The following is a 13071-nucleotide window of genomic DNA, read 5'->3' as shown; positions in this document are numbered from 1 at the left end:
CAAAAACAGCGCGGAGATTACGCTTTGTGGAGCCGTTTTGGATGTTTCCGATTGGGGTAGCAGGTACGGCATATCTCGCAGACCCTGCCGTCGCACCCGCGGGCCGTGCAGAACTCCCTGCCATAATAAATTATTTGCAGGTGTAAATCGTTCCACCGGTGTATCGGGAATGCGCGCTTGAGATCCCGCTCGGTCTCGGTCACGTTTCGCCCCCGGGTCAAACCCCAGCGCTGGGCAAGGCGATGGATGTGTGTATCCACGGGAAATGTCGGGACACCAAACGCCTGCGCCATCACGACGCTGGCGGTCTTGTGCCCCACACCGGGCAGGGCCTCAAGGTGCTCAAAATCTCGCGGTACCGCGCCCTGATGCTGCTCCAGCAGGATTTCACTGAGTCGATGAATGGCCTTGGATTTTTGCGGTGACAGACCGCAGGGACGGATAATCTGGCGGATATCTTCAGGGCTGAGCGTCACCATGGCCGAGGGGGTGCTGGCCAGAGCGAATAGCTCGGGTGTTACCTGATTCACCCTTTCATCGGTGCATTGGGCGCTGAGCAGCACGGCGATCAGCAGCGTATAGGGATCGATGTGGTTGAGCGGAATGGGCGGAGTACCGTAGAGCGCCTCGAGTCGTTGGTCGATAAAAGCGATGCGCTCCGCTTTGCCAAGTGCGGTTGGAGCCACGGTCACCCCCGACACAGGCAGTCTGCGATGCGGTGGGCGGCTTCAACACACTGCTCGAGTTCGGCGACCAACGCCAGCCGCGCGCGACCGGCCCCTGGATTGACTCCATCGACGTCGCGACCCAGATAACGCCCCGGCAACACTGAAACATTGCACTGCTCGAGTAAATGAACCGCAAAGGCCTCGTCGTCACCCGCGGTTTCTGGCCACAGGTAAAATCCTGCCTCTGGCCGCGCTACCGCCAGCACCGGCTCGAGAATCGGTAGTACCCGATCAAATTTTTCTCGATACAGCGCACGATTTGCCACGACATGGGTCTCATCCGACCAGGCATGGATGCTGGCTACCTGATGATGCGGTGGCATGGCACAGCCATGGTAGGTGCGATAGCGAAGAAACTGTTTCAGTACATCGGCATCACCGGCGACAAAGCCCGAGCGCAGACCGGGCAAGCTGGATCGTTTCGACAGACTATGAAACGCGAGGCAGTGTTTGAAATCGGTGTTACCCATCGCGTGTGCGGCCTGAAGAATGCCCACCGGTGGTTGGGCCTCGTCGGGATAGATCTCGCTGTAACACTCGTCGCTGGCGATCATGAAATCGTACTCTTCCGCCAGTCGGATCAACGCTTGCAGTTGGGCCTCGGGTATTACGGCGCCCGCGGGGTTGCCGGGCGTACAGAGGTAGAGTAACTCGCATGCCTGCCAGTCGTCGGCGGTCAGTGCGGAGAAATCCGGTAGGAAACCGTTTTCAGCCGATACCCCGACGAACCGTGGTTTGGTGCCTGCAAGAAGCGCTGCACCTTCATAAATTTGATAAAACGGATTGGGCGCGATGACCTGCCCCGGCGACCCCGGGCTGACCAGTACCTGAGCAATGGCAAATAATGCTTCGCGAGTGCCATTCACCGGTAAAACCTGCGCGCTGGAGTCGACATGCTCCAGCCCGAAGCGCGCTTCCAGCCACCGGGCGATCGCGCCCCGTAACGCATCACTCGACGCGGTAAGGGGGTAACGACTCACGCCATCCAGCGCCCGCGATAGCGCTTCGATGACGTCAGGTGGTGGTGCGTGCTGCGGCTCGCCGATCGTCAGTGTTAACGGTGAGACGTCTGCGCGGCTGACGTTTGCAGTCAATGCGCGAAGGCGTTCAAACGGGTAGGGTTGTAATGCGGCGAGACCTGGATTCATTGTTGCTTCATCTCGCCATCGAGTGTCTCACGGATCGCTGTCTGCAAATGCTCGAGCGTCGTGTTGTTGGTCAGCGCCCGACCCTGCATGTCAGTCACAAAGAACACATCCTCGACGCGCTCGCCCAGGGTTTGGATTTTTGCACTCTGCAAGGCCACACCGTGGTCGATGAAAAGAGCGCCCAGCCGCGCGAGTAACCCGGGCCTGTCCGGTGTGGCCACTTCAAGTATGGTCCAGCCACGATCAAGATCCTGACGAATATGGGTCTCGGTGGGCATGACGAAGGACTTTAGTTGTCGCGGGGTACGCCGGGTGCTCGACCGGGATTTATTACTCGCGAGCCCCGTCTCGATTGAGCTGCGGATATAGTCAAGATTCGCCTCGTCGCTGGCGATCGGTGATCCGTCGGAATTCAGTACGTAAAACGTGTTGAGAGTTGCGCCGTCGGTGCCCGTGTAGATGCGTGCGTCATGGATGCTGAGATGCAGGAGCTCGAGCTCTATACAGATTCGAACCAATAACTCGGGCTTGTCCTGAGCATGGACGAAAATTTGCGTGGTGTTGGCAACGGGCGAATCAAGGGGGTGGCGCACCAGTACCAGGGGTGCCTCAATATTCTCATGATCGGCGATCGCCTCGGTATGCCAGGCGATATCCTCGGCACGCTCGCGAAGAAAATAGTCTTCGCCCCTAAGCTCCCAGATGGCCTCGAGATCGTCACCAAAAAAGCCGCGATATTCGAGTAGTTTGGCGGCTTCGCGCTTGGTTTGCTCGATCACCTGGTTGCGTCCGAGGGGATTGGAAAGCCCGCGGTCGAGTGCTCGTCGGGTTTCGGTGTAGAGCTGTCGCAGCAGTGAGCCCCGCCAGGCATTCCAAAGCTCGGGGTTGGTACCGTTAATGTCGGCCACGGTCAGAGTATATAAATAGTCCAGCCGTTCTTCACTGCCACAGAATTCAGCAAACCGCTGTATTTCCTCGGGATCCGAGATGTCTTTGCGCTGTGCCACACTGCTCATTAGCAGGTGGTTTTTAACCAGCCAGACGATGAGTTCAGTATCGTGCTCGTTAATGCTGTGGCGTTCACAAAAGTCCCGCGCATCCACTGCTCCCAGTTCGGAGTGATCGCCGCCTCGACCTTTGCCGATATCGTGGTAGAGCGCGGCAATATACAAAAGTGCGGGTCGTCGCAGTCGTTGGGCGATGCGGGTTGATACCGGGAATTTATCGGTAAAATCGGCGCGATAAAATCGGCGGGTGTAGGCGAGCACCTCCAGTGTGTGCGCATCGACGGTGTAGGTGTGGAAGAGGTCGAACTGCATCTGGCCGATAACCTTGCCGAATTCGGGAGATATCTTCCAAGGACGTCATTGCGCGCCATGGTTCTGAGATGGCGAGTCAGCCCGTAGGGAGACTCCAGCAGTTGCATGAAAGCGCTCTATTTCCGGGTCTTCGCGGAAGCGATCATCGATAAGATGGTCGAGTCCCGGAGCAGGCGCTGGGTCTCGGCGTCCAGTCGAATGATGTCCTCGTGCGTCGCGAGGAGGACAAAGGCGCGCAGTAAATTGCCGGGCGAGCGCTCAAAAACTTTGTCGTTAAGCGCTGTGAGGTGTCCGCCGCAGACCTCGAAATCGTCGTCCAGCGTTGTGCGTTGCGCGCTTTCTTCGGTGGCCAGGATGCTACGTTCAAAGATCTGCATCAGGTGATCATTGAGCTGGGACAGTGATTGTGCCCAGCGATAATAGACCTGCATAAATTGCTCTACGGCCAGTTTGTCACCGTCTTCGAAACCCCACTCTGCCGCTAGTTTGCGCTGGAAATCAAACAGCAAACGATTTTCATCCCGTCCGGATAGTACATGCAGAGCAAAACGGACCTGACCAATAAAGTTGCGCCCGTTGTCGAGCATCTCCTGCTCGGCGTCATTGAGAAACGCTTCATCGCGTAAATGCTCTATGGCACTTCCGTAGTGGCGGTGGGCCACCCAGCCGATGAGCTGGATATCACGCAGGCCACCGGGTGATGTTTTGACGTTGGGCTCGAGCCGATATTCTGAATTCGCGTATTTGGTATGGCGTGCCCGCTGTTCGTCTAGTTTGGCCGCAAAAAATTGATCGGAAGGCCACATATTTTCGGGCGCGATGAGTGCGGCGAGCTGAGGTGCAAGGTTCGCATTACCAGCGATGGTACGGGCCTCCATCATGGTGGTGATAATGGTCAGGTCGTCCCGGGCCAACGATTCACACTCTTTAAGAGTGCGCACACTGTGACCGACCTGCAACCCAATATCCCAGGCCAGGGTGATCAGTTCTGAGATGGCGCTGCAAAAGTCCTCTGACGGCTGAGCCTCCAGGAGAATGAGCAGATCGATATCGGAGGCTGGGTACAGCTCACCACGACCGTATCCACCCACGGCAAGCAGCGCAGCGCCCGGGGCATCGGGCATAAAGGCCTGCCACAGTTTCCCCATCACGGTATCGATTGCCTGGGAGCGACCGTGGAGCAGGGGGTTTATCTGGATTAATGGCGTGAACGCCGCTTTCAGCCCCGCATCCACCCGTTCAAGGTACTCGATAGCATCATTCTTAAGCGCCCCGGTATCGTTCCAGCTTTCGATGAGCGTGGTGAGATCGGAGTCAGCGGGGCCTTCAGACAGCATTGGTCAGATCACTCCGTCGGGGAAGATTTCGTTGGAGCGACGGGTGAACACCTCACAGCCATTGTCGGTGACGGCGAGCGTATGTTCCCATTGCGCGGAAAGTCGTCCGTCCCGCGTGGTGACCGTCCAGCCGTCTTTGGCATTGAGTTTGGTGTGCCGCCTGCCGGCGTTGATCATGGGTTCGATGGTAAATGTCATGCCGGGCTCGAGAACGAGTCCTGTTCCTGGTTTCCCGTAGTGCAGGACCTGCGGTTCTTCGTGAAATACTTTGCCGATGCCATGGCCACAATACTCGCGAACCACCGAGTAATAATTGCCCTCGGCGTGCTCCTGAATCACGTGCCCGATATCGCCGAGAGTGGCGCCGGGCTTTACCAGGGCAAGTGCCCGGTAGAGACACTCCTGGGTAATCTGCACCAGGCGTTCGGCGTGGGGGGCGATGTCGCCAACCCCGACCATGATGCTCGTATCGCCATGCCAGCCGTCTTTGATGACCGTGACGTCAATATTGATGATGTCACCGTTTTTCAGTCTTTTCCGCTCAGAGGGAATGCCATGGCAGATAACATCGTTGACTGACGTGCAGATCGATTTCGGGAATCCGTTGTAATTGAGGGGCGCTGGAATCGCGTTTTGGACGTTGACGATGTGGTCGTGGCAGATCGCGTCAAGGTCGGCTGTGGTCATTCCCGCCTCGACTTTGGGTTCGATCATCTCCAGAACCTCGGCTGCCAGCCGGCCTGCGATGCGCATCCCCTCCAGATCTTCCGGGGTTTTGGGTGTTACCGGCATGGGAAATATCCGTGTGTATTGAAATCAGGCGGCAGATTCTACAGGTTTTGGTGATCTTATGCGCCTTTGCTTCATATTTGGGTGTCGCTGTGGTATAACGCGCGCCTCGCGAGCTGAGAGCTCACGAGGCAGTTGCCGCCGGCAGCTCGCACTTAATGACACACGTGCATCGATAACCCTGAGCCGGGTGCTGGATTTTCCAGTTGGTCTCGCGGGATGTGCGGAGGAAAAACCCAAACAGGAAATGATTATGTCGCAAGTAAGCATGCGCGATCTGCTTCAGGCAGGCGCACACTTCGGTCACCAGACCCGCTTCTGGAATCCAAAGATGGATCAATACATCTTTGGAGCACGCAACAAGATCCACATTATCAACCTCGAGCACACGGTTCCCGCGTTTAACGATGCGCTTAACCACGTAAAAAAGCTCGCGGGTAACAAGAATCAGATTCTTTTTGTCGGCACCAAGCGCGCTGCCGGAAAGATTATCGAAGAGAACGCCACCCGTTGCGGTATGCCTTATGTCAGCCATCGTTGGTTGGGGGGAATGCTCACCAACTACAAGACCATCCGTTCCTCCATCAAGCGTTACCGCGATCTTGAAGAGCAGGAAAAGGATGGCACGCTTGAGAAGCTGACCAAGAAAGAAGCGCTGATGCGCACCCGGACCAAGGACAAGCTCGAGCGTTCTATTGGCGGTATCAAGGACATGGGCGGACTCCCGGATGCGCTGTTCGTGATTGACGTGGACCATGAGCGTATTGCCATTACCGAAGCCAACAAGCTCGGTATTCCCGTCATTGGCATCGTTGACACCAACAGCAACCCCGATGGCGTCGATTACGTCATCCCCGGTAACGATGACGCCATTCGCGCCATCAAGCTGTACGTCAAAGCGGTCGCCGATGCCGTGATTGAGGGTAAAGGCGAGTCTGGCGAAGCGGCTCCCGTGGTCGATGAGTTTGTCGAGGTATCCGAGGCCGAAGAGGCAGCGGTCGAAGCGCCCGCGGCGCCTGCGGCGGCCGATCCTGCCTGATCCTTGCGGCCCTGGGTTAGGGCCGTTCATTTTTCCCGGTTGTGCGCTGGATCCTGGCATCCGGCGAACGCCATTATTGATTACGACCTCGCAGGGCCGGGGTCAACAACGAGGTAGAGAATCATGTCTGCATCACAGGTAAAAGAACTGCGAGAGCGCACCGGACTGGGTCTGCTCGAGTGCAAAAAGGCACTCACTGCAGCCAATGGTGATATCGACGCGGCGATTGAAGAACTGCGCAAATCCAGTGGTATGAAAGCGGCCAAAAAGGCGGGCCGCACAGCTGCAGACGGTGTGGTTGCTACCCGCATTGCTGACGATGGCAGTTACGGCGTTATCGTTGAGGTCAACAGCGAAACCGATTTTGTTGCTCGCGATGACAGCTTTCTGGCGTTTGTAGGGCAAGTAGTCGAGAAGTCTTTTTCGCAGAAGCTCGACGACGTCGAGGCGCTTGCCGGCGGTGAGATCGAGGAGACGCGTCAGGCGCTGGTCCAGAAAATTGGCGAAAATATCAGTGTGCGACGGGCGGCGCTGGTGTCAGGCGACGCCGGGGTCATTGGCGGGTACGTGCACGGTAACAACCGAATCGCTGTTCTGGTCGAGCTCAAGGGCGGTGATCAGGATTTAGCTCGTGATGTAGCCATGCATGTGGCTGCGGTCAGCCCGCAGGTCGTTTCCCCGGAGCAGATGCCCGAGGACGTGGTTGCCAAAGAACGCGAAATCTTTGCCGCTCAAGCCGCGGAGTCGGGCAAGCCACCGGAGATCATCGAGAAGATGATCGATGGTCGTATTCGGAAGTTCCTGGCAGAAAACAGCCTGACCGAGCAGCCCTTCGTCAAGGATCCCGACACCACCGTTGGCAAGTTGGTCAAAGCGGCGGGCGCTGAAGTGGCGTCATTTACCCGTTTTGAGGTCGGCGAAGGGATTGAGGTTGAAAAGGTCGATTTTGCCGATGAGGTCGCGGCGCAGCTTAACGGTTAAATCGCCACCGAGCGGAGACAGTATGCAATAGCGGGGCTTTAGGCCCCGTTTTTGTTTCTGATGCCGCTATCGAGCCAATATTTACATCCCCGTGTCCTGCCTTCGGCCGCGGATCTCCGGTAAGATACCGCGTCGGGCGATAAAGGGTGCAGTGGTGGCGAAGGAAAAAGTCTACAAGCGGATTTTGCTGAAGCTGTCCGGTGAGGCACTGACCGGGCAGGAAGCGTTTGGTATTGACCCCAGGGTGCTCGATCATTTGGCGTTGGAAATAGGCCAGTTGGTGGGTATCGGCGTGCAAATAGGCTTGGTCGTTGGCGGCGGTAACTTGTTCCGCGGTGCTGCCCTGCAAACCGCAGGCCTCGATAGGGTGACCGGCGACCACATGGGCATGTTGGCAACGGTTATGAACGCGCTTGCGTTGCGCGATGCGCTTGAGCGCTCCAATATTGCGACACAGGTGATGTCATCCATTCCAATGAGTGGTGTCGTCGACCACTATGACCGTCGCAAGGCGATTCGTGCTCTCAGTAATGGCGATGTCGTCATCTTTTCTGCGGGCACTGGGAATCCTTTTTTCACCACCGACTCCTCGGCATGCCTGCGCGGGATCGAAGTTGATGCCGACGTCGTACTCAAGGCAACCAAGGTTGATGGTGTCTACGATACCGACCCCATGAAAAACCCGGAGGCGATCAAGTTTGACCAGCTTACCTACGACGAAGTCCTCGACAAAAAGCTGGAAGTCATGGATCTGACCGCCATCTGTCTCTGCCGCGATCACGACATGCCGGTACGGGTGTTTGATATGGCAGAGCGGGGTGCGCTGTTGAGTATTGTCCGCGGTGGCACCGAGGGCACTCTGATTCAATGAGAACGATCGACGCCGTGACGCCCACCCCATTTAACGCATTTTTCGGAGATGATTCTCATGCTTGACGATATTCAAAGCGACGCCGAAGAGCGCATGGAAAAGTCGCTGGAGGCCCTCGACCATAATTTCAACAAGATCCGGACGGGCCGCGCGCATCCGAGTCTGCTCGACAGCATCCGGATTGAGTATTACGGCGCAGATACACCGTTGATTCAGTTGGCTAACATCAATGTTGAGGATGCACGAACGCTTACCGTTGTCGCCTTTGACAAGTCGACCACGCCAGATATTGAGAAAGCGATCATGCGCTCGGATCTTGGTCTCAATCCGTCGTCGGCGGGGGATGTGATTCGTATTCCCATGCCAATGCTGACCGAGGAGACCCGTAGGGGCTACATCAAACAGGCTCGCAGCGAGGCAGAGTCTGCCCGGGTTTCCGTGCGCAATGCCCGTCGCGACGCCATGGCAATGCTCAAGGAGCTCGAGAAGGAAAAGGAAATTTCTGAGGATGAGCAACGCCGCGGCGAAGAGCAGATCCAGAAGCTGACCGACGGTTTTGTCGCCAAAATTGAGAAAAAACTGTCCGAGAAAGAATCGGATCTCATGGAAATCTGAGGCGGCAGGCTGCCCAGAGACCTCTTTAGCGTGAATTCCCCCATACAGGCTCCCTCGATCCCCAGGCATATTGCCATCATTATGGATGGCAATAACCGTTGGGCGGTCCGTCAGGGAATTGCCGGTCATCTCGGCCATCGCGCTGGTGTCGAAGTCGTGCGCGCGGTAATGGAGGCCTGCGAGAAGAAAGGCGTGGAGGTGTTGACACTGTTCGCCTTCAGTAGCGAGAACTGGGGCCGGCCGGAGGCCGAGGTCAGGGCGCTAATGGCGCTGCTCTATCGTTACCTGCGCTCGGAGTTGGAGAAACTTCAGCGCGATGGTATCCGACTGCGTATTGTGGGTCGTCGAGACCGTTTTAGCCCGCGTTTGCGACGTCTTTTTGAGGTGACTGAGGCGGCGACCGCCGACAATACCAATGCGACGTTGGTGCTGGCACTGGATTATGGCGGCCGCTGGGATATTGCCAGTGCCGCCCGCCAGCTCGCTGAGAGTGTTCAGGCAGGGAGCCTGCAGCCCGACCAGATCAACGAGGAAACGCTGGAGTCCCAGTTGTCCCTGTCCGATCTGCCACCGCCGGATCTATGCATCAGAACCGCCGGTGAGCAGCGAATGTCGAACTTCCTGCTGTGGCATCTGGCCTATTCCGAATTCTTTTTCACCGATACGCTGTGGCCAGATTTTGATGAAACAACCCTCGACGCGGCGATCGCCGATTACCAGCGTCGCGAGCGTCGTTTTGGGGTGCGAAAGAACGCTGATGGTCACGATGGGCGTCGACTGGGAGATAGCCACCGTGCTTAGGAAACGCGTACTCACTGCGCTGGTGCTGGTAGCCCTTTTTCTCTCAGCCGTCATCTATTTGCCGCTGCCATTGCTGGCGCTCTTCTTCGCACTGGTCGCGGCAGCCGGCGCCTGGGAGTGGGCGGCCCTGGCCGGCTGGACCCGTCCGATGTTGCGCACGTTTTATAGTGTATTGCTGCTCATGCTGACCGTGAGCCTTTGGTTTTGGGTCGATCTCGGTGGGAAACCCACGGCCAGCGATGTGCAGCCCTTCCTCGGGAGCGCGGGGCTGATGTGGTGTGTTTATCTGCTGTTCGTCGAGAGTTTTCCTGGAACCGCACGCTTCTGGCGGCACCCGGCTGTTCGGACGTTGATGGGGTGGGCGGTACTGGGCTTCGCGTGGCTGGCCGTCGTCTATTTAATGACGCTTCAACACGGGGCGATTTTGCTCGTGCTAATGGTCATTGTCGTTGCCTCGGCGGATATAGGCGCCTTTTTTACAGGCCGATCATTTGGCAAGCACAAGCTGGCACCGTCGGTGAGTCCCGGCAAAACCTGGGAAGGCCTCTGGGGAGGGCTTGCCTGCGTGATTGTGGTGGCCGTCGTCGTCGCGCTGAACCTGCCCAAGGCGTATACCCATATCGGTATCGAATCGATCATTATTATTGGATTGGCCACCGCAGGAGCCTCAGTATTAGGTGATCTGACGGTCAGTATGGTGAAACGCGAATGCGCGGTGAAGGACTCCGGAACCCTGCTCCCCGGTCACGGTGGGCTGCTCGATCGCCTCGACAGCATTTGCGGGGCCGCCCCGATATTTGCGCTCTCGCTGGTTCTTGTGGGCTTTTAGATGGTGCAAAACGTCGTTCTTTTGGGAGCAACAGGCTCCATCGGTTCCAGCACCCTCGACGTTCTGGGCAGGCATCCTGACCGCTATCGTCTGTATGCAGTGACGGCCAATACCTCGGTCGAGGCCATGATCGGTATCTGTACGCAGTACGAGCCGCGCTTTGCGGTTATGGCCGACAGTGACTCCGCCTCAAGGCTGCAGACGGCCTTGCATGGCGTGAGTGATACCACGGTGTATGCCGGCATCGAGGCGATGGTAACGCTGTGCGCCGACCCCGAAGTGGACTCGGTCATGGCAGCGATTGTCGGCTTCTCGGGTCTCAGGCCTGCACTTGCCGCGGCGCGAGCGGGTAAACGTTTACTGCTGGCGAATAAAGAGGCGCTGGTTGCTGCCGGTGCCGTGTTCATGCGCGCCGTGCGGGATGGGGGCGCTGCGCTGCTGCCTATCGACAGTGAGCATAACGCCATGTTCCAGTGTTTGCCCGCGGATCCCCTGGCCCGGACCAATGTGCAATCGGTGGAAAAGATACTGCTGACCGCGTCGGGTGGTCCCTTCCGTGGTTGGTCTCGTGAGCAATTAACCAGCGTCACTCCCGATCAGGCCTGCGCCCATCCCAACTGGTCGATGGGTCGAAAGATTTCGGTGGATTCTGCAACGCTGATGAATAAGGGGCTGGAACTGGCGGAAGCCTGTTGGCTTTTTGATCGTTCGCCCGAGCAAATCGAGGTCGTGGTGCACCCCCAGAGCGTGATTCACTCGCTGATTCGCTATCGCGATGGATCAGTGCTGGCGCAATTGGGTAATCCTGACATGCGAACACCCATCGCCTACGGTTTGTCCTGGCCGGACCGGATCGACGCGGGGGTTCAGTCCCTGGATCTTGTGTCCGTAGGCCAGCTTGACTTTGAGGCGCCCGATACCTCTGCTTTCCCCTGCCTGCGCCTGGCTCAGGAGGCCATTAAGGTACCGGGGGGAATGTGCGTGCTCAACGCGGCCAACGAGGTGGCGGTAAGTTCGTTCCTGGAGGGAGGGATTCGTTTTACTGACATCGACCGGGTAATCGAGGTCTGTCTCGAGGCCATCACGGCGGACGAGCCCGATTCGCTTGATGCGGTCGAGGTCCTGAATGGACGTGCGAGAGACGCGGCTTCGGATGTAGTGGGTGAGATGCTCGCGAGAACCGATCGTCGAGCGGCGGGACGTTGATGGAACTGTTACAGACAATCGCCATTGCACTGGTGACCCTCGGCGTTCTGGTGTCTTTCCACGAGTTCGGCCACTTTTGGGTGGCTCGCCGCTGCGGTGTTCGTGTCCTTCGCTTCTCCGTGGGATTTGGTTTCCCGTTATTCAAAACCCGTGATGCCAGTGGTACCGAGTACACACTCAGCGTGATTCCACTCGGTGGCTATGTGCGCATGCTCGATGAACGGGAGGGTGACGTACCCGCTGATCAGTTGAGCGAAGCGTTCAACCGCCAGTCGGTCTGGGCGCGCATCGCTATTGTTGCCGCGGGCCCTATTGCCAATTTTTTACTCGCTATCGCGGTGTTCTGGTTTCTGTTTCTGCGCGGCGAAACTGGCCTGGTGCCGCTTATCGCCGACGTCGAGCCCGACTCGCCTGCGTTTTATGCGGGAGTCGAAGTGGGCCAGGAGATTGTTGCGATTGATGGGCGCGAAACCCCAACCGCCGCTGCGCTTACGATGCGGCTTCTCGATCGACTGGGGGATTCCGGAGATATACGGATTGCCGCGAAGTACCCCGATTCGGATGTGGTTTATGAATCCTCGGCTGAGCTGGACCGTTGGCTCGTCGGTAGCGAGGCGCCCGACCCGGTTGCCGGACTGGGCTTAACCCTGGCGCGGCCCACCGTGGTGCCATTGATCGATGAGGTGATTGTGGGGGGCGCTGCCGAGACCGCGGGATTCATCTCCGGCGATCTCGTGATTCGTGCCGACGGCACTCCCATGCCGACCTGGTCTGAATGGGTCGATTATGTTCGCAGCAGGCCCGGCGAACGAATAGCGGTTGATGTCATCCGCGAGGGTATTGAAGTTGCTGTGGTTGTGACGCCCGAAACCAAGCAGGTCGATGGGCAGACGATGGGCTCTGTAGGTATGTCGGTGGTGGTCCCGACGCTTCCGGAATCGATGGTGCGGGTCTTTGATCGCGGCCCGATAGAGGCCCTCTGGGCGGCACTGGGTCGGACTTCGGATCTGACCCTTTTTACCTTTGAGTCCATTGGAAAAATGCTTCAGGGTTTGATTTCACCCAAGAACCTGTCGGGGCCCATTACCATTGCCCAGGTCGCCGCAAGCACCGCCGAATCGGGCCTGGATTCCTGGCTGGGGTTTCTGGCGTTGTTGTCTATTTCCCTGGGAGCACTGAACTTGCTGCCGATCCCGGTGCTTGATGGCGGGCATTTGCTTTTTTATGGCATCGAGGCGTTACTGGGCCGACCGGTTCCCGAGCGTATTCAGGCGGCGGGCTATCAGGTGGGACTGGCAATGGTGCTGAGCCTGATGGTGTTTGCGTTGTATAATGACGTGGTGCGGTTATGAGGCACTCTGTGACCCGGGTCGAGGCCCTCCGCCCATTACTCTGGTGTCGGTGCGAC

General features: G+C 57.7%; 13 protein-coding genes. 8 read left to right on the top strand and 5 right to left on the bottom strand.

Annotated features, from left to right (window positions below; translation table 11 throughout):
• Nucleotides 1-17 precede the first annotated feature (17 nt).
• From nth to map, 5 genes are all read right to left on the bottom strand, one after another.
• Nucleotides 18-692, bottom strand: coding sequence for an endonuclease III (nth, locus tag NOR51B_RS00675; protein ID WP_009020121.1), 675 nt, complete (start codon nt 690-692; stop codon nt 18-20).
• The gene (gene dapC / locus NOR51B_RS00670) at nt 689-1876 is read right to left on the bottom strand and encodes a succinyldiaminopimelate transaminase (protein ID WP_009019215.1); all 1188 of its coding nucleotides are present in this window, start codon (nt 1874-1876) and stop codon (nt 689-691) included. The genes nth and dapC overlap by 4 nt, the downstream gene beginning before the upstream one ends.
• Nucleotides 1873-3195, bottom strand: coding sequence for an HD domain-containing protein (locus NOR51B_RS15335; RefSeq protein WP_009019607.1), 1323 nt, complete (start codon nt 3193-3195; stop codon nt 1873-1875). The genes dapC and NOR51B_RS15335 overlap by 4 nt, the downstream gene beginning before the upstream one ends.
• 116 nt (nt 3196-3311) lie before the next feature.
• Nucleotides 3312-4532, bottom strand: a complete 1221-nt coding sequence (locus NOR51B_RS15330; protein ID WP_009019737.1) for a [protein-PII] uridylyltransferase family protein — start codon at nt 4530-4532, stop codon at nt 3312-3314.
• 3 nt (nt 4533-4535) lie between these two features.
• Nucleotides 4536-5324, bottom strand: coding sequence for a type I methionyl aminopeptidase (map, locus tag NOR51B_RS00660; protein ID WP_009020145.1), 789 nt, complete (start codon nt 5322-5324; stop codon nt 4536-4538).
• Between the two features lie 250 nt (nt 5325-5574).
• Between map and rpsB the strand changes: the two genes are divergently transcribed.
• The 8 genes from rpsB (at nt 5575) to rseP (ending at nt 13015) form a co-directional block, all read left to right on the top strand.
• The gene (gene rpsB, locus NOR51B_RS00655; protein ID WP_040482215.1) at nt 5575-6360 is read left to right on the top strand and encodes a 30S ribosomal protein S2; all 786 of its coding nucleotides are present in this window, start codon (nt 5575-5577) and stop codon (nt 6358-6360) included.
• Between the two features lie 123 nt (nt 6361-6483).
• Nucleotides 6484-7341 (top strand): translation elongation factor Ts, encoded by an 858-nt coding sequence (gene tsf / locus NOR51B_RS00650; RefSeq protein WP_009020748.1) that lies wholly within the window; start codon nt 6484-6486, stop codon nt 7339-7341.
• 154 nt (nt 7342-7495) lie between these two features.
• Nucleotides 7496-8212, top strand: coding sequence for a UMP kinase (gene pyrH, locus NOR51B_RS00645; protein ID WP_040481468.1), 717 nt, complete (start codon nt 7496-7498; stop codon nt 8210-8212).
• Between the two features lie 57 nt (nt 8213-8269).
• Nucleotides 8270-8827: a ribosome recycling factor gene (gene frr, locus NOR51B_RS00640; RefSeq protein WP_040481466.1), complete on the top strand. Its 558-nt coding sequence runs from the start codon at nt 8270-8272 to the stop codon at nt 8825-8827.
• A 30-nt stretch (nt 8828-8857) separates the two neighbouring features.
• The gene (uppS, locus tag NOR51B_RS00635) at nt 8858-9628 is read left to right on the top strand and encodes a polyprenyl diphosphate synthase (protein ID WP_081443854.1); all 771 of its coding nucleotides are present in this window, start codon (nt 8858-8860) and stop codon (nt 9626-9628) included.
• Nucleotides 9621-10457 (top strand): phosphatidate cytidylyltransferase, encoded by an 837-nt coding sequence (locus NOR51B_RS00630; protein ID WP_040482214.1) that lies wholly within the window; start codon nt 9621-9623, stop codon nt 10455-10457. Before uppS ends, NOR51B_RS00630 begins: the two co-directional genes overlap by 8 nt.
• Nucleotides 10458-11663 carry a 1-deoxy-D-xylulose-5-phosphate reductoisomerase gene (ispC, locus tag NOR51B_RS00625; RefSeq protein ID WP_040481464.1) on the top strand — a complete coding sequence of 402 codons (1206 nt, stop codon included), beginning with the start codon at nt 10458-10460 and terminating at the stop codon, nt 11661-11663.
• Complete coding sequence (rseP, locus tag NOR51B_RS00620; RefSeq protein ID WP_009021156.1) at nt 11663-13015, top strand: RIP metalloprotease RseP; 1353 nt, start codon at nt 11663-11665, stop codon at nt 13013-13015. The genes ispC and rseP overlap by 1 nt, the downstream gene beginning before the upstream one ends.
• Nucleotides 13016-13071 lie beyond the last annotated feature (56 nt).

It is taken from the genome of Luminiphilus syltensis NOR5-1B (assembly GCF_000158175.1).
In the GTDB taxonomy this organism is placed as follows: Bacteria; Pseudomonadota; Gammaproteobacteria; order Pseudomonadales; family Halieaceae; genus Luminiphilus; species Luminiphilus syltensis.
The sequence above is the reverse complement of the archived record's forward strand: the minus strand, read 5'-3'. Positions and strand labels throughout refer to the sequence as shown.